The sequence below is a fragment of the Gammaproteobacteria bacterium genome, from assembly GCA_016199745.1.
Taxonomy (GTDB): domain Bacteria; phylum Pseudomonadota; class Gammaproteobacteria; order Acidiferrobacterales; family Sulfurifustaceae; genus JACQFZ01.
Genome location: JACQFZ010000050.1, coordinates 118578 through 136958 on the forward strand (window position 1 = coordinate 118578; position 18381 = coordinate 136958).

13 protein-coding genes are annotated in these 18381 nt (G+C 58.5%); 5 read left to right on the plus strand and 8 right to left on the minus strand.

The window, feature by feature from the left end:
* Positions 1-17: 17 nt before the first annotated feature.
* The 8 genes from HY308_13660 to HY308_13695 all read right to left on the minus strand — a co-directional run bounded on the left by HY308_13660 (position 18) and on the right by HY308_13695 (position 11798).
* On the minus strand, positions 18-1619 hold the full coding sequence (locus HY308_13660) for a twin-arginine translocation signal domain-containing protein (GenBank protein MBI3899326.1): 1602 nt from the start codon (positions 1617-1619) through the stop codon (positions 18-20).
* A gap of 275 nt (positions 1620-1894) precedes the next feature.
* Entirely contained in the window at positions 1895-3469 is a 1575-nt protein-coding gene (locus HY308_13665; GenBank protein ID MBI3899327.1) for a twin-arginine translocation signal domain-containing protein, read from the minus strand.
* A gap of 289 nt (positions 3470-3758) precedes the next feature.
* Positions 3759-5357 carry an ABC transporter substrate-binding protein gene (locus HY308_13670; protein MBI3899328.1) on the minus strand — a complete coding sequence of 533 codons (1599 nt, stop codon included), beginning with the start codon at positions 5355-5357 and terminating at the stop codon, positions 3759-3761.
* 314 nt (positions 5358-5671) lie between these two features.
* A complete protein-coding gene (locus tag HY308_13675) occupies positions 5672-5905 on the minus strand; it encodes a formate dehydrogenase subunit delta (GenBank protein ID MBI3899329.1) in 234 nt (77 codons plus the stop codon).
* Positions 5902-6732: a formate dehydrogenase accessory sulfurtransferase FdhD gene (gene fdhD, locus HY308_13680; protein ID MBI3899330.1), complete on the minus strand. Its 831-nt coding sequence runs from the start codon at positions 6730-6732 to the stop codon at positions 5902-5904. The genes HY308_13675 and fdhD overlap by 4 nt, the downstream gene beginning before the upstream one ends.
* 8 nt (positions 6733-6740) lie before the next feature.
* Positions 6741-9596 carry a formate dehydrogenase subunit alpha gene (gene fdhF, locus HY308_13685; GenBank protein MBI3899331.1) on the minus strand — a complete coding sequence of 952 codons (2856 nt, stop codon included), beginning with the start codon at positions 9594-9596 and terminating at the stop codon, positions 6741-6743.
* Between the two features lie 163 nt (positions 9597-9759).
* Positions 9760-11316, minus strand: a complete 1557-nt coding sequence (locus tag HY308_13690; GenBank protein ID MBI3899332.1) for an NADH-quinone oxidoreductase subunit NuoF — start codon at positions 11314-11316, stop codon at positions 9760-9762.
* Complete coding sequence (locus tag HY308_13695; GenBank protein ID MBI3899333.1) at positions 11313-11798, minus strand: formate dehydrogenase subunit gamma; 486 nt, start codon at positions 11796-11798, stop codon at positions 11313-11315. Before HY308_13695 ends, HY308_13690 begins: the two co-directional genes overlap by 4 nt.
* Before the next feature lie 146 nt (positions 11799-11944).
* Here HY308_13695 and HY308_13700 point away from each other — a divergent pair, with 146 nt between their 5' ends.
* The 5 genes from HY308_13700 to sucD all read left to right on the plus strand — a co-directional run bounded on the left by HY308_13700 (position 11945) and on the right by sucD (position 18362).
* Positions 11945-13012 (plus strand): helix-turn-helix transcriptional regulator, encoded by a 1068-nt coding sequence (locus HY308_13700; protein ID MBI3899334.1) that lies wholly within the window; start codon positions 11945-11947, stop codon positions 13010-13012.
* A 77-nt stretch (positions 13013-13089) separates the two neighbouring features.
* Complete coding sequence (locus tag HY308_13705; protein MBI3899335.1) at positions 13090-14352, plus strand: glycerate kinase; 1263 nt, start codon at positions 13090-13092, stop codon at positions 14350-14352.
* A 434-nt stretch (positions 14353-14786) separates the two neighbouring features.
* Positions 14787-16034 carry an aminotransferase class V-fold PLP-dependent enzyme gene (locus HY308_13710; GenBank protein ID MBI3899336.1) on the plus strand — a complete coding sequence of 416 codons (1248 nt, stop codon included), beginning with the start codon at positions 14787-14789 and terminating at the stop codon, positions 16032-16034.
* 232 nt (positions 16035-16266) lie between these two features.
* Positions 16267-17457, plus strand: coding sequence for a malate--CoA ligase subunit beta (locus tag HY308_13715; GenBank protein ID MBI3899337.1), 1191 nt, complete (start codon positions 16267-16269; stop codon positions 17455-17457).
* Positions 17454-18362, plus strand: a complete 909-nt coding sequence (sucD, locus tag HY308_13720) for a succinate--CoA ligase subunit alpha (GenBank protein MBI3899338.1) — start codon at positions 17454-17456, stop codon at positions 18360-18362. The genes HY308_13715 and sucD overlap by 4 nt, the downstream gene beginning before the upstream one ends.
* Positions 18363-18381 lie beyond the last annotated feature (19 nt).

An 18381-nucleotide genomic window follows, 5' to 3' on the forward strand; every position in this document is an offset into this window, starting at 1 on the left:
ACCGCTACTGACGCCCTTTAGGTATCGAGCCAGACCTTTTGCGGTCCAAGTCCTCCGCCCATTTGATAGACCGGCGACGGCACGAAGCCCTTCACCTGCTTCGAGCCTGCGTCGATCGTGCTGTTGAACATCGGGATGAGCTCACCGCAGTCGTCGACCACCATGGCTTGCAAGTCGTGATACATCTTCATGCGCTTGCCCGAATTGAGCTCGACGCGCGCCGCGGCTAACAATTTGTCAAAGTCCGGCCGCTTCCAGAATGCCTCGTTCCACGCCGCATCTGACGTATAGGCCACCGACAACATCAGGTCGACCGTCGCGCGACCTTCCCAATAGGAACCACAGAACGGCTTTTTCATCCATACGTTGTCCCAATACCCGTCGGCCGGCACACGATCGATCTCCAACTTGATGCCAGCCTTGGCCGCGCTCCCTTGAAAGATTTGCGCAGTGTCAATTGCGCCGGTAAAGGCGGCGTCGGAGATGCTGAGCACGATCGGTCCACTGTAGCCGGACCGCTTCATGTGATGCTTGGCGCGGTCTGGATCGTACGGGCGCTGTTGAATATTGGAGGCGTAATACAGATAATGCGAAGCAATCGGATTATCGTTGCCGATCTTACCGTGTCCTAACAAGACGCGATCGACGATGGCTTGACGATCGATCGCATATTTAAGCGCGAGCCGCACATCTATATTATTAAACGGTGCCGTATCGCAGCGCATTGGGAACGTGTAGTGCGCACCAGCGGTGATCTCGAACAACTGCAGTTTGGGGTTACGCGACAACGACAACACCGACTTCGGATCGACGCGATTGATGATGTGAACTGAGCCGCTGTTCAGCGCATTAATACGCGCCGTCGCATCGTTGATCGCCAGTGCTTCCATTGAATCCACGAAACCGCGGTCCTTGCGGAAATGGTTGGGGTTGCGCTTGAGGATTAACCGCACACCAGGCTCGAAGTCTTCGACAACGTATGGCCCGGTAGTCACTTTGCCGTCGAACTTATCGCCCTCCGGCACAATCTGTAGGTGGAAATCCGCCAAAATGAAAGGCAAGTCAGCGTTGCCGGCATCAAGCGTAATGGTGACCTCGTCCTTGCCAGTCGCCTTAATGTCCGTTACCGATGTTAAATAGGCTTTGGCACCCGACTTGGAATCTTTACCGCGGTGATGGTTGATCGAATAGATAACATCTTCCGGCGTCATCGTCTTGCCGTTACTGAAGGTGACGTCTTTGCGCAGCTTCATCACCCACTCCTTGGCGCCGGGCTTGCCTTGCCAGCTCTCCGCCAGGGCCGCCGTAAGCTTCGGCCGGGCGCGCACATCTGCGCCGACGTCGACTTCGAGGAGAGGATTGAAGATCTGCTGGCCCATCACCTGCATAAACGACGACGTGTAAGTCGCAGGGTCGATGCTATCGCTGCTACTACCGCCATGAAGACCCAGCAGCAGATGGCCGCCCCGCTTCGGCTGCTCAGCCGCCTGCGCCACGCCGGCTAACAACGTACCGGCCGTTGCCGCCGATACTCCGAGCGCTAACGAACGCTTGATGAAATCACGCCGGCTGAGCTTCCCGGACGCCAACATCGCTTTGAGGTCTTCCCACTCGCGCATCGCAACCCTCCTACCGATTAGTGTTGAACATCGATCAAAGCCCGCGATGACAGCGACATGATGGCTATTGCATCGAAACGGGTTCCATAAATATAGAGCACTCAGAACATGGTAAATGGCCCGACTATTTAAGAGTTAACTGTGGAGAAATATTGCGCGACATCGTCTTATGGAGATCATGCTGAATACCATTACGCACCCTTAAACTAAAAAACGAGCGACGCGCCCTTCTGGGGGGCGTCGCCGGGCAATTCCGTCTGCCGAGGATTAGCGAATTATTCCAACCAAACCTTTTCGGGCGCTCGATAACCGCTCAACTCGTAGGTCGGCAACGCATTAAAGCCTTTGACCTTGCTCGAACCGGCATCGATCGTATTGTTGAACATCGGGATGATCTCGCCGCCATCTTCGTAAATCATCATTTGCAGATCGCGGTACATTTGTTTGCGCTTGCCGTAATCCAACTCGGCGCGCGCGACAGCGAGTAACTTGTCGAAGTCGGGACGCTTCCAGGCCGACTCGTTCCAGGCCGCATCAGATTTATAAACAACCGATAACATGAGATCGGCCGTCGGTCGACCGGACCAATACGATGCGCACCAAGGCTTCTTCAGCCAAACGTTGTCCCAGTAAGTTTCCGCGGCGGCGCGGTCGAGCTGCACGTTGATACCGGCTTTGGCGGCACCTTGTTGGATAATCTCGGCGCAGGCGACGGCGCCGGTAAACGCACCTTCAGATACCGACAACACCAACGGACCACTGTGTCCGGATTTCTTATAGTGGAACTTCGCTAAATCCGGATCGAACTGACGTTGCGGAATATCGGCCGCTTGGAAACGATCGTACGGCGAAATCGGCACGTCTTTGCCGACCTTGCCATGGCCGTACAGCACTTTGTCGACCATAGCGTAGCGATCGACTGCACATTTCAACGCGAGTCGCAGACTATTGTTATTGTACGGTGCGGTATCGCAACGCATCGGGAACGTGTAATGCGCGCCGCCGGAAATTTCGAATACCTGACAAGCCGGGTTGCGCGATAACGCCAATACCGATTTCGCTTCGACACGATTAATCAAATGCACTTTGCCGGCCAACAACGCGTCAATACGCGCCTTCGGATCATTGATCGCGAGTGTTTCAACCGAGTCGACGAAGCCGCGATCAGAGCGGTAATGATTGGGGTTGCGCTTGGTTAGACCGCGCACACCGGGCTCGAACTTTTCCAAAACATACGCGCCGGTACCGACGCCGTCGAGAAAGTTAGTGCCCTCAGGCCCGATAGCCAGATGATAATCGGCGAGCAGATACGGAATGTCCGCATTACCACTGTTGAGCGTAATTTTTACTTCATGCTTGTCGGTCGCCTTGATGTCGATGATCGGCTCGAGCAACGACTTGGCGCTTGATTTCGAATCCTTCTTACGATGATGATTGAGCGAATAAACCACATCCGCCGCCGTCATCGACTTGCCGTTGTGGAACGTCACGTCCTTGCGGAGCTTGATGGTCCATTCTTTCGCGCCTGGCTTGGCTTCCCAACTCTCGGCCAATGCTGGCTGCGCCACCGGCCGGCCGCGGATATCGGACCCGATATCGACCTCAACCAGAGCGTTATAGAGCTGCATGCCGACAATCTGTAGATGCACAGCGACGATATTTGCCGGATCCAACGTATCTTGTGGGCTGGCGCCGTTGACGCCAAGAATCAAATGACCGCCGCGCTTCGGTGTAATGGCATCGGCCGATGCCGTCTTGGAAAGCACGCCGTCCGCCAGAGCGAACGAGACACCTAGCGCTGCCGATCGCTTCAAAAAGTCGCGGCGGCTAATTCGTCCCGCAGTTAACATCGCCTTGAGGTCTTCCCAATCACGCATACCGGCAACTCCTAGAAGATTAATTATGGGTAATTGAGGTATAGAACATTGCCGAGCAATTTGCCCAGTTAACGAATAACGAATAGCGACATTGGCGAAGATGGAATAAGTACCGAATTCCCTCGAATTTTTGGCAAAAAAAAATGCGCAACCCATTGAGGTTGCGCATCAATTCCCTGCCCCGCTTACTGCCAAAGGCAAGGAGACCCGAACATCATTAGGCGACCGCTTATTGGGCGGTAACCTGTCGTTTATTGGCTAACTAGGCCTCCAACCAAACCTTCTCGGGTGCCCGATAGCCGCTGACGGGGTTGGTCGGTAGGGCCAGGAAGCCCTTAACCTGACTCGATCCGGCGTCGATGGTGTTGTTGAACATGGGAATAACTTCGCCGCCGTCTTCGTAAACCATCGACTGCAGATCGAAGTACATCTTCCGACGCTTTACAAAATCGAGCTCGCTACGCGCGGCCTCGAGCAATTTGTCGAAATCGGAGCGCTTCCAAAACGACTCGTTCCACGGTGCATCGGACTTATAAGCCACCGACAACATAAGATCCGCCGTCGCGCGGCCATCCCAGAACGACGCGCAGAACGGCTTTTTCATCCATACGTTGTCCCAGTAACCATCGGCCGGCACCTTCTCGACCTTCAAGGGAATACCGGCAGCGTTGGCACTCCTCTGGAAAATCTCGGCACAAGCGACGGCACCGGTAAAAGCCCCGTCGGATACGCTCAATACCACCGGTCCATTGTGGCCGGATTTTTTAAAGTGAAATTGCGCGAGATCGGGATCGTAACGACGTTGGCGCAAATCGGAGGCATAAAACCGATCGTAGTTATAAATCGGCACGTCTTTGCCGGGCTTGCCGTGACCGTATAACACTTGCTGCACCATCGCCTCGCGATCGACAGCGTATTTGAGCGCGAGGCGCAAATCATTGTTGTCGAACGGCGCGATATCACAACGCATCGGGAAACAGTAATGCGCGCTGCCGGCAATTTCGAATACTTGGACTTTGTTGTTGCGCGATAGCGAAAGCACTGCCTTCGGATCGACCCGGTTGATGATGTGTACCGAGCCATCGAGCAACGCATTCAAACGCGCGGCCGGATCATTGATTGCACGGGTCTCGACCGAGTCGACGAAGCCACGATCGGAACGATAGTGATTCTTAAAGCGTTTCGTCAGGCCGCGCACACCGGGTTGGTATTTCTCCAATACGTAGGCGCCGGTGCCGATACCATCGAGGAAGTTCGTACCTTCGGGTCCGATGCAAAGATGGTAATCCGCCAACAGGTAAGCCATATCGGCGTTGCCGCTATTGAGCGTGATTTTTACCTCGTGCCTGTCACTCACCTTGATGTCGGCGATCTGTGCCAGCAATGACTTGGCACCGGATTTGGAATCTGGCTTGCGGTGATGATTGAGCGAATAAACGACGTCGGCCGGGGTAAGCGTCTTGCCGTTGTGAAACGTTACGCCCTTACGGATTTTAAAGATCCATTCTTTAGCACCGGGCTTGGCATCCCAACTTTCCGCCAGCGCCGGATGTGCCGCCGGTTGTGCCCGCAGATCGAGGCCAATTTCGACTTCGGTTAGCGTGTTATAGAGCTGCATGCCGATAATTTGCAGATGGCTCGCGGTGTAAGTCGCCGGATCGAGAATATCGGTGGGGTTGGCGCCGTTGAGGCCGACGATGAGATGGCCGCCGCGCTTCGGAGTTTCCGCTTTGGCGTTTTGCGGCAACATGCTGCCGGCAAGCGAAGCAGAGACGCCCAGCGCCAGCGCCCGCTTCATAAAATCGCGGCGGCTGACGCTATCGTCGGCCGACATCGCTTCGAGATTTACTCGGTCACGCATCTTAGTGGCCCCTTACGTCGGTGTATTACGGCGCCGACGCGGGACCAGCAGCGGCTCGTGAACATGCAAGATCATTCACGATTGGTTCTCCCTTCCCAACGACAACAAACTGCACCCACGCCGACAAATCGATTATGCACTGCTGAGGAGGTATAAGTGACTTACGTGTCGGTATGCCGACGTAAGACGACCGGTTATTGAATTTTTACGACATTGGGACGGGCGGTAGCCGGCGCATGCCATCGATGCGCCGACATGAGTGCCGGCGAGGAGCAAAGGGTTGGGTAAAAAAACTAACTTAATCGCGAATAGCGTTAGTTTTTTCTTTCAGCTTGCTCGGCGGCCAGCACTTTCACCGCATCGGCCACGATCTGCTTTAAGTCGTTATGGCCACCTTGCACGTGCGCAACAATTGCACGCCGCATACGTGGATCCCAAAAACGCCGCAGGTGATCGGCAACGCCGGCAACGGCTTCGTTGCGATCGGGCTGGGATTCGAAGAAGGCGCCGATCTGATTCGCCATCGTCACTAAATGTTCTACGTTCATGCGCAGTCGAGACTCTGATTAGTTTGAATTCGTTCCGGCCCGGCATAAACCGTATGGCCGTGTTGGCGTGCGAAGCCGACTAGCGTTAGTCCGCTCTGCTGAGCCAAACGGATAGCGAGACCGGTAGGTGCGGAAATAGCCGCCAATAACGGGATACCAACGGTTGCTGCCTTTTGCACCATTTCGCAACTAGCGCGGCTGGTAAGCACGGCGAAGCCGCTGTCGCAGGCCACGCCCTGCTTGGCCATCGCGCCGATCAATTTATCTAACGCGTTGTGCCGGCCGACGTCTTCGCGCACGAGTTGCACTTCGCCTGTCGGCGTCGCCCAAGCCGCCGCGTGGACCGCGCCGGTCAATGTGTTCAAACGTTGGCCCTTCGGCAATTCGGCGAACGCACGATGCAACGCGTCGGGATGAATGACAGTGCCCTTTGGTACCGCCGGCAACGGCCGCAGCACCTGCTCCAGACTCTCGGTGCCGCAGATGCCGCAGCCGGTGCGTCCAGCGAGCGTGCGCCGACGTTCTTGGATCGCGAGGAAATGATTTTCCGCGACCGTGAGCAGAACCTGGATGCCCATGTCGGTGGTGCGCACGTGCACGTCATAAATATCGCGCGTGTTCGGCACCAATCCTTCGCTCAACGAAAAACCGAAGGCGAAGTCTTCGAGGTCATGCGGCGTCGCCAACATCACGGCATGCGATACGCCGTTGTAGAACAAACCGACCGGCACCTCTTCGGCGACGACATCCTGCACCGCCGACGTCGCCGTCCCGTCCCAATGTTGGGCGGAGTACTTGCCGGTTTGCGCGGGCAACTTCACCAGCATCTCCGACGTTACGACGCCTTCGCCGCCTTGGTACGCTGCTCGACGAATTGGATCTGCTCGTCGCGGAAACGATGGAAGCGCTTCTGCCACTCCGACGGCTGCGACACCGGCGTTACCTGCACCGCCGTCACCTTGTACTCCGGACAGTTGGTCGCCCAATCGGAGTTCTCGGTGGTGATGACGTTGGCGCCCGATTCCGGAAAGTGGAACGTGGTGTAAACCACGCCCGGCTGCACGCGATCGGTAACGGTCGCGCGCAATACCGTCTCGCCGGCGCGGCTGCTGATACCGACCCAATCGCCCTCGTTGACGCCACGCTCTTCGGCGTCGTGCGGATGGATTTCCAGACGATCTTCGCTGTGCCAAAAGTTATTGTAGGTACGGCGAGTTTGCGCGCCGACGTTGTATTGCGACAGGATACGACCGGTCGTGAGAATCAACGGATAACGCTGGTTAACCTTCTCGTCGGTCGCCACATATTGGGTGATGACGAACCGGCCCTTGCCGCGCACGAATTGGTCAATGTGCATGATCGGCGTGCCTTCCGGCGTCTTGTCATTGCACGGCCATTGAATACTGCCGAGCTCGTCGATCTTCTCGTAGCTGACGCCGGTGAACGTCGGCGTGAGCCGCGCTATCTCGTCCATGATCTCGGACGGATGCGTGTAGTTCATCGGATAACCGAGGGCGTTCGACAACGCCATCGTCGCTTCCCACTCGCCCTTGCCAGGCAACGGCGGCATCACCTTGCGCACGCGCGAGATGCGGCGCTCGGCGTTGGTAAACGTGCCGTCCTTCTCGAGGAACGACGAGCCGGGCAAGAACACATGCGCGAAACGCGCCGTCTCGTTCAGGAACAGGTCCTGTACCACCAAGCATTCGAGCGAGGTCAGCGCCGCGGTCACGTGCTGCGTATTCGGATCCGACTGCGCGATGTCTTCGCCCTGCACGTACATGCCCTTGAAGCTGCCGTCGATGGCGGCTTCGAACATGTTAGGAATGCGTAGACCAGGTTCATCCTGCAGCGTCACACCCCACGCGTTTTCAAATAACTTGCGCGTGGTGACGTCGGAGATATGGCGGTAGCCCGGCAACTCGTGCGGGAACGAACCCATATCGCACGAACCCTGCACGTTGTTCTGACCGCGCAACGGATTGACGCCGACGCCTTCGCGACCGATATTGCCGGTCGCCATGGCGATATTGGCGATGCCCATGACCATGGTCGAACCTTGGCTGTGCTCGGTGACACCAAGACCGTAATAGATGGCGCCGTTGCCACCGGTGGCATACAAGCGCGCGGCACCGCGGATATCGGCCGCCGGTACACCGGTGATCGGCTCCATCGCTTCCGGTGAGTTCTCCGGCTTCAGGATGAATTCCTTCCACTTGGCAAACTCTTTCATGTCGCAACGTTCGGCGACGAAATCGTCTTTGATCAACCCTTCGGCGGCGATGACATGCGCCAGGGCATTGATGACGGCGACGTTCGTGCCGGGAAGCAACTTCAGATGGTAATCCGCCTTGATGTGCGGACCGTCGACAATTTCGGTGGTGCGCGGATCGACAACAATCAACTTCGCACCCTCGCGCAGACGGCGCTTCATCTGTGAGGCGAACACCGGATGAGCGGCCGCCGGATTCGCGCCGATGACGACGATGACGTCGGCCTTTTCCACGGAGTCGAAGGTTTGCGTACCGGCAGATTCACCGAGCGTGGTCTTCAAGCCATAGCCGGTCGGCGAGTGGCAAACGCGCGCGCAGGTATCGACGTTGTTGTTGCCGAAGGCGGCACGGATCAACTTTTGAACGAGATAGACCTCTTCGTTGGTGCAACGCGACGAGGTGATGCCGCCAATGGAGTCTTTGCCGTACTTGCCTTGAATGCGCTTGAACTCGGACGCGGCGTAATTGATCGCCTCGTCCCACGACACTTCGCGCCACGGCTCGCTGATCTTCGAGCGGATCATCGGCTTGGTGATGCGGTCTTTGTGCGTCGCGTAGCCCCAAGCGAAGCGGCCCTTCACGCACGAATGGCCGTGGTTCGCGTGGCCGTCTTTATGCGGCACCATGCGCACGACTTCGGCACCCTTCATCTCGGCGCGGAACGAGCAGCCGACGCCGCAGTACGCGCAGGTCGTGACCACAGCGTGATCCGCCTGACCCTTCTCGATCACGGTTTTTTCCATCAACGTCGCCGTCGGGCACGCCTGAATGCAGGCGCCGCACGAGACGCATTCGGAATCCATGAAGTCTTGGTTCTGACCCGGCGACACGACCGAGGCGAAGCCGCGACCGTCGATGGTCAACGCGAACGTGCCCTGGGTTTCTTCGCAGGCGCGCACACAGCGGGAGCAGACGATGCACTTCGACGGATCGAAGCTGAAATACGGATTCGAGTTGTCCTTCTCGGACTTCAAGTGGTTCTCGCCGTCGTAGCCGTAGCGCACTTCGCGTAGACCGACGACGCCGGCCATGTCCTGCAGCTCGCAGTTGCCGTTGGCGCTGCAGGTCAAGCAATCGAGCGGATGATCGGAGATGTAGAGCTCCATGACGCCGCGGCGTACTTGCGCGAGCTTGTCGCTCTGGGTCTTCACTTTCATGCCCGGCTCGGCCAGCGTCGTACACGACGCCGGATAACCTTTACGGCCTTCGACTTCGACCAAGCACAGGCGACAGGAGCCGAACGATTCCAGGCTGTCGGTGGCGCAGAGCTTCGGGACGTTCACACCCGCCTCCACCGCCGCGCGCATGAGCGAGGTGCCGGCGGGAACGCTGATGCTCATGCCGTCGATTTCGAGCGTGACGAGCTGCTCGGATTCGCGGGCCGGGGTTCCGTAGTCGGTCGGGTTCAGTGATGCCATCTCAAATCTCTCCTCTGCAAATTGCGCCGCCGCTGCGGCTCCCTCCCCTTCAGGGGGAGGGCTGGGGTGGGGGTGGGTTTGCGTTTGTGCCTGACAAACCCACCCCCATCCTGACCTTCCCCCTGAGGGGGAAGGAACTCATTAATTAACTCAGTGCTGCACGTTACGCAGCGCTACGCGTGCGCGCCTTAATCCCGAAATCTTCCGGGAAGTGATTGAGCGCACTGACCACCGGATACGGCGTCATGCCGCCGAGCGCGCACAGCGAGCCGGCGAGCATGGTGTCGCAAAGATCGCGCAACAACGCCACGTTCGCCTCGCGATCTTGATTGGCGATGATCTTGTCCATCACTTCGACACCACGGGTCGAACCGATGCGACACGGCGTGCACTTGCCGCACGATTCGATGGCACAGAACTCCATCGCGTAGCGCGACATCTTCGCCATATCGACGCTATCGTCGAACACGACCACGCCACCGTGACCGATCATGGCGCCGATGGTGACGAACGCCTCGTAGTCGAGCGGCGTGTCGAATTGCGATTCCGGCAAATAGGCGCCGAGCGGGCCGCCGACTTGGACGGCACGGATCGGTTTACCAGTCGCGGAACCGCCGCCGAAGTCGAACAGCAACTCGCGCAGCGTCAAACCAAATGCCTTCTCTACTAGACCGCCGTGCTTGACGTTGCCGGCAAGCTGGAACGGCAACGTGCCGCGCGAGCGGCCCATGCCGTAGTTCTTATAAAAATCGGCGCCCTTGTCCAAGATAATCGGCACGCTCGCGAACGAGATGACGTTATTAATGATCGTCGGCTTACCGAACAACCCTTGCAGCGCCGGCAGCGGCGGCTTGTAGCGCACCATGCCGCGTTTGCCTTCGAGGCTTTCGAGCAGCGAGGTCTCTTCGCCGCAGATGTAAGCACCAGCGCCACGACGCACTTCGAGATCGAAGCGCTTGCCGGACTTCAAAATGTTCTCGCCGAGATAACCGCGGGCGTATGCTGCCTCGATCGCTTGGTTCAGCGCGATCTCGGCATGCGGATATTCGGAGCGAAGGTAGATGTAGCCTTTGCTGGCACCGACGGTGATACCGGCAATCGTCATGCCTTCGATCAGCACGAACGGATCGCCTTCCATGATCATGCGATCGGAGAAGGTACCGGAGTCGCCTTCGTCGGCGTTACAGACGACGTACTTCTGATCGGCCTGTGCGCCGAGCACGGTCTTCCATTTGATACCGGTCGGGAACGCCGCACCGCCGCGGCCGCGCAATCCAGCATCGAGCACGTGCTGCACCACCGCCGCGCCGTCCAACGTCAGCGCACGAATCAAACCGCGATAACCGTTGTTAGCAACGTAGTCGTCGACCGAGATCGGATCGATCACACCGACGCGGGCGAAGGTGAGGCGTTCTTGTTTCTTGAGGTAAGGAATTTCTTCGGTGGCGCCAAGCAGCAGCGGATGTTTGCCGGCTTGCAGAAAATCGCTGGCGAACAAACTGGCGACGTCTTTCGGCGTTACCGGGCCGTAGGCTACGCGACCAGTTGGTGTTGCGACTTCCACCAACGGCTCCAACCAAAACATGCCGCGCGAACCGTTGCGCACGAGCTTGATCGCCGCACCCAGCTGCGCCGCTTGCGCGGTGATCGCTTGCGCGACGGCATCGGCGCCTAACGACAGCGCGGCGGCGTCACGCGGGACATAGACGGTGATGCTCATGCCGTCTCCTTCAGATTCTTAAGAATGTCGTCGAACTTGTTGGCGTCGACCCGGCCATGCAGTTGATCGTCGATCATGACCGCCGGCGAGCACGCGCAATTACCCAAGCAATAAACCGGCTCGATCGTGAAACGGCCGTCGGCGCTGGTTTCGTGCATCTCCGTTTTGAGCGATGTCTGCACGTGCTCGATCAGGCGCTCGGCGCCCATCGACTGGCAGGCTTCGGCGCGGCAGATGCGAACGACGTGCTTACCCGGCGAGGACGAACGGAAATGATGGTAGAAGGTGATGACCCCGTGGACCTCAGCGCGCGACAGATTCAACGCCTTGGCGATGACCGGCACCGCTTCCTTGGGGACGTAACCCAGGTTGTCCTGGATCTCATGAAGTATGGGCAGAAGCGCGCCGGGGCGGTGTTTCTGCGCGGCAATGGCGGCAGCAACCGCACTGGCGGCGTTGGATTGCCCGACTGGGTCTGGCATTTCTCATCCTCGCGTAAGGTAAAGCTAGGGACCACTGGGGCGCTACGATTATGATGTAGGCGCATATGCGAACCGAACGGTGGTTCCCATATGAGCGTTAAACCTAGCACTGGTTAACGAAACGGCAAATATGAGTTTTTGTGCCAATGGCAAAAATAACGATTCGGCCGGCCTGGACCTTCATTAGCGAAACTGGGGAGACAGTAGACCCACAATTGTTTCGTCTACTCGGTTCTATACACGACACCGGCAAGCTTACCCTCGCCGCTAAGCAGGCCAAGATCTCGTACCGTTATGCCTGGGATCTGCTCGGCAAGTGGTCACAGTTCTTCGGCAGCCCGTTGGTCCATATGCAACGTGGCAAGGGCGCAACACTCACACCGCTCGGCGCACGCTTGTTGTGGGCGGAACAACGCAGCGACGCGCGGCTATTTCAACAACTCGAAAACATCGCCTCGGATCTGAATCTCGAAATCAACCGCGGTCTCAAGAATTCGCAATCGATCATTCGGCTGCACGCGAGCCACGGCTACGCCGTCGAGAAACTGCCGCCGCTAATGCGCCGTTACGGCCACGCCGAAGTCGATCTGCAATACATGAGCAGCGTTGCCGCTCTCACTTCGCTGTCGCAATCGCAATGCGAGCTCGCCGGCTTTCACGTGCCGATCGGCGAGCTCAGTAACTTATTATGGGCACCGTATGCTAAGTGGCTACGCTCACGGCAACTGCAGATCGTGCGATTGGTCATTCGCACGCAAGGCTTGATCCTGGCCAAAGGCAATCCGCTCAACATTTCGTCGCTATCCGATCTGACGCGCCCGGGCATCCGCTTCGTCAACCGGCAACGCAGCTCCGGTACGCGAACGTTGCTCGACGGTATGCTGCGCTCGCTCGACATCGATCCGCGCCGCATTCCGGGCTACGAAGGCGGTGAATTCACGCACGCCGCGGTAGCGGCATTCGTCGCCAGCGGCATGGCCGACGTCGGCTTCGGTGTCGAACCGGCGGCACGGCAATTCAAACTCGATTTCGTGCCGATGGTAAAAGAACGCTACATGCTCGGTTGCCGCAATAAGACGCTGCGGCAACCGGGACTACAAGAATTGATCGCGATGTTGCGCGGACCCGAATTTCAGGAAGTCATCAGCCACGTGCCGGGCTACGAGCCCGACCAACCGGGCGAATTGATAACCGTCAAAGACGTATTTGCATAAAGAAGATCGCTAGACAAAGTCGCAACTGATCGATACTTTGCGCCCTACTGGATCAACCGCACCGATTGCTGAAACCCATGCCCGCACCTGAAAAAAAGCTGCTGCTCGATATGTTCCAAGCTGCCGTTGCCGCCGCCGACCCGGCGCGCGTGATCGGCAAATTTCTGCCGAAGCCGCCGAACGGACGCACCATCGTCGTCGGCGCCGGCAAAGCAGCGGCATCGATGGCGCAGGCGGTCGAGAAACAATGGCCGACGAAACTGTCGGGGACCATCGTCGTACCGGCGGGCAATGCGTTGCCGCTCAAACACATCAACCTCATCGAAGCGAGCCATCCGGTGCCGGACGATGCCGGCATGCGCGCCGCCAACGCGATCTTCGCCGACGTCGCCGGGCTGACAGCGGACGATTTAGTGATTGCGCTGATCTCCGGCGGCGGCTCGGCGCTGTTGTCGTTGCCGGCGCCGGAAATTTCCGCCGACGATAAACGCGCCCTCACCCGCGCGTTACTGCGCTCGGGCGCAGCGATTCATGAATTCAACACCGTGCGTAAACATTTGTCGGCGATCAAAGGCGGACGCCTCGCCGCCGCCGCGCGGCCGGCGCGCGTAGTCACCCTGCTGATCTCCGACGTGCCGGGCGACGATCCGACGACAATTGCGTCCGGACCGACGTTGCCAGATCCCACGACCTGCGCCGATGCGCTCGCCGTTCTCAAGAAGTACAACATCGCCACGCCGGCGCACATCACCGCCTTATTGGAGCAAGGAAAACTGGAAAGCCCGAAGCCGGGCGACAAGTGTTTCGACGGCTGCGAATCGATCACCATCGCCCGCGCTCAAGACGGCCTCGAGGCCGCTGCTCAAGTGGCGCGCAACGCCGGTTACCAAACTTTAATTTTGGGCGACGCTATCGAAGGCGAAGCGCGGGAAGTGGCAAAAGTACACGCCGGCATCGCCATGCAGGTACGCCGTCATGGGCAACCGACGTCGACGCCGTGCGTGCTGATCTCCGGTGGTGAAACCACCGTCACCATCCGCGGCAACGGCAAAGGCGGCCGCAACGGCGAGTTCGCCTTGGCTCTCGCTATCGCCCTGAACGACGCACCACGTATCCACGGTATCTGCGCCGGTACCGACGGCATCGACGGCACCGAACGCAATGCCGGCGCTGTGGTTACCCCGGATGTCATCACCCGCGCCCGGGCACTCGGCCTCGACCCCGCGGCGATGCTGGCGAACAACGACAGCTTCAGCTTCTTCGAGTGCACAAATGATCTCGTTATCAGCGGGCCGACGTTGACCAATATCAACGATTTCCGCGCCATCGTTATCAATTGATCGCCATACCCGCTACCGCAGCGGTTTCATTTCAACTAGATAGGGCGGCTTGCCCCGCCCTATCTCCTTTGGCTTTCAGTAAGGGCTCTGTTCTCGGGAAGCGCTAGATCCATTTTCTGCTCGACTTACAGCGCAGTTCCGGTAGATCATTACGCGTCGGTATTCCTGCTCGGTGAAATCCTTAGCGTTTGCCACACCTGTAAATGGGTTGGCTGGCAACCAGTGACTGCCTATATAACGGGCACTTAGAAATAGCTGGCGCGGACACCGAAGCTGATGACAGGGGTAAAACTAGATCAGAGATTCAGGCACCCAATGGCGGCGTCGCCGCCGTAATCGGGGCAGGCTGCACTGTCGCAATACGACTGTCGCGGTCCCACAAAGCTACTTAAGATATTACCAATTAACATTCTTAATTAATTTAGGAGCAACCCATGTCACAAACCCAAGGCACGCGGATCCCCGGCAGAAACCATCTGTTCGTTCCCGGCCCTACCAATGTCCCCGACCGGGTCCAACGTGCCATGGTTGTCGCCATGGAAGACCACCGGTCATCCAAATTCCCGGAGCTCACCAACAGCCTGCTGCCCGATCTGAAGAAGGTCTTCAAAACCACCAGCGGCTCGGTCTTTATTTTCCCGTCGTCGGGCACCGGCGCCTGGGAAGCGGCACTGACCAACACGTTGTCGCCGGGCGATAAAATTTTGGCCGTGCGCTTCGGTCAATTCAGCTTGCTTTGGATCAACATGGCCGAGCGCCTCGGTTTCGACGTCGAAGTCATCGACTGCGAATGGGGCGAAGGCGTGCCGCTCGACCGCGTCGAAGCGGCGCTCAAGGCCGACAAAGATCATAAGATCAAAGGCATCCTCGCTTGCCATAACGAAACCGCCACCGGCGTCACCAGCGATATCGCCGGCGTCCGCCGCGCGCTCGACGCCGCCAAGCACCCGGCGCTGCTGTATGTCGACGCTGTCAGCTCGATGGCCAGCATCGATTTCCGCATGGACGACTGGGGCATCGACCTCGCCATCACCGGCTCGCAGAAAGGCTTCATGATGCCGGCCGGCTTGAGCTTCCTCGGCGTTAGCCCAAAGGCGTTGAAAACGATGGAAAGCGCCAAGTCCAAGCGCTGTTACTTCGACCTGGCCGATATGGTCAAAGCGAATGCCACCGGTTATTTCCCTTATACCCCGGCGTTATCGCTGCTCTATGGGCTGCGCGAGTCGCTAAACATCATCTTTGAAGAGGGCTTGGACAATATATTTGCCCGACATCATTACCTGGCGGAGGGCGTGCGCGCCGCGGTAACGCAAGGTTGGGGGCTGAAAGTCTGCGCCAAAGAACCGAAGTGGTACTCCGACACGGTCAGTGCGATCGTTGTGCCGGAGGGCTTCAACGCCGCCGACGTGATCGACATTGCCTATCGTCGCTACAACCTGGCGTTGGGTGCGGGCCTGTCGAAGGTGGCCGGCAAAGTGTTCCGTATCGGTCATCTCGGCGATCTGAACGAACTCATGCTAATGAGTGCGATTGCCGGCAGCGAGATGGCTATGCTCGACGTGGGCATCAAAGTCACGCCGGGCAGTGGCGTCGCCGCTGCCTCGACGTATTGGCGTACGCACGACCGTTTCGGCAAGAAGACGGTCACACCGCTCCACTCCGCTGTCGCTGCCAAAGCGTAACGACCACGAGAAGCAACATGTGAGTACCCGTGGCTTTGTGGGTGCGGTTGCCGGCGACGATAGACGCCGATCGACCGAATCCACAGAGCCGCGATTAAAAAAGTTCATCGCCCGAACGCCGCCGCACGTAGTGACAAAAAAACGAATCGCCTTTCCAACGAGAAAGGAACAACGTGCGCTAACGCGATGAGATGAGATCTGACCCGATTTTTCATCCTTTGAGGAGCATACGGTGGACATTCACGAATACCAGGCAAAGGAATTGCTGTCTCGATTTGGGGTGCCGATTCAACGCGGCCAAGTAGCGTATACGCCGGATCAAGCGGTCTATGCCGCGACCGAGCTCGGCGGTGCCCGTTGGGTCGTGAAAGCACAAATTCATTCCGGCGCGCGCGGTAAGGCCGGCGGCATCAAGCTATGCCGGACCTATCACGAAGTGCACGAAGCGGCAGAAGCGCTACTCGGCAAAAGACTCGTTACCACCCAGACGGGCCCCGACGGCAAAATCGTCGGCCGCGTATACGTCGAAGTAGCGGAATCGTTTGAGCGCGAGATCTATTTAGGCTTCGTGCTCGATCGCAAGACCGAACGCATCCGCGTCATCACCTCCGCCCAAGGCGGCATGGACATCGAAGAGATCGCCAAGGATCACCCCGAGGCGCTGCTGCAAACCATCGTCGAACCGGCCGTTGGCTTACGCCAATTTCAGGCGCGTGAGCTCGCCTTCGGTTTGGACCTCAATATCAAACAAGTCAGCCGCGCGGCCGCGGCCATCATGGGCGCGTACCAGGCGTTTCGCGAGCTCGATGCCACTATGATCGAGATCAATCCGCTGGTGGTGATGAAAGACGATCGCGTGTATGCGCTCGACGCCAAGATGTCGTTCGACGATAACGGCCTGTACCGCCATCCGCAGATCACCGAGATGCAGGACCACGCGCAAGAAGACCCGCGTGAAGCCGAAGCGGCCAAGTTCAGCCTGAACTACGTCGGCCTCGACGGCGACATCGGCTGCATCATCAACGGCGCCGGTCTGGCCATGGCAACGATGGATACTATTAAGTATGCCGGCGGTGAACCGGCCAACTTCCTGGATGTCGGCGGCGGCGCCTCGCCTGAGCGCGTGGCGGCGGCATTCCGGCTGGTGCTATCGGATAAAAACATTTCGGCGATCCTGGTGAACATCTTCGCCGGCATCAACCGTTGCGACTGGGTTGCCCAAGGTGTGGTGCAAGCGGCACGTAATCTCGATGTGCCGTTGATCGTGCGACTCGCCGGTACCAACGTCGAAGAAGGTCGTCGCATCATCGAAGAAAGCGGACTTCCCATCATCAGCGCCGAGACGCTGCTCGATGCCTCGCAAAAAGCGGTCGAGGCGTCGAAGCTGCATCGTGCCAAGACCAAATCAGGAGCAGCCCGATGAGCATATTGATCGACGAAAAGACGCCGGTGCTGGTACAAGGGTTCACCGGTGACAAGGCTACCTTCCACGCCAAGGAAATGATCGCTTACGGCACCAACATCGTCGGCGGTGTCACGCCGGGTAAAGGCGGCCAGAAGCATCTCGACAAACCGGTGTTCAACACGGTGAAGGACGCGGTCAACGCCACCGGTGCCACCGCCAGCATCGTGTTCGTGCCGCCGCCGTTCTGCGCCGATTCGATCATGGAAGCGGCCGACGCCGGCTTGCGCTTGGTGTGCGTCATCACCGACGGCATCCCGGCGCAAGACATGATGCAGGTGAAGCGTTACCTGTTCCGCTATCCGAAGCAACGCCGCACTACCGTCGTCGGTCCGAACTGTGCCGGTATCATCAGCGCCGGTAAGGCAATGCTCGGCATCATGCCGGGGCACATCTATCGTCGCGGCTCGGTCGGCATCGTCTCGCGCTCGGGCACGCTTGGCTATGAAGCTGCCGCGCAGCTGGCCGAAACCGGCCTCGGTGTCACCACCAGCGTCGGCATCGGCGGCGATCCCATCAATGGCAGCTCGTTCCTCGATCACCTGATGTTGTTCGAGGAAGATCCCGAGACCGAAGCCGTCATCATGATCGGCGAAATCGGTGGACCGCAGGAAGCGGAAGCCGCGCAATGGGTCAAAGAGAACATGACCAAACCGGTGATCGGTTATGTCGCCGGTTTAACGGCGCCGAAGGGACGACGCATGGGTCATGCCGGTGCGATCATCTCTGCCGCCGGTGACAGCGCCGCCGAGAAGAGCGAGATCATGCGGTCGTTTGGTTTGTCGGTGGCACCGAGCGCGTCGGAGCTGGGTTCGACGGTTGGCAAGGCGCTGGCTTCGAAAAGCGACCGCAAGGTCTCGGCGTAAAGAATCGCAGCGCTCTGTT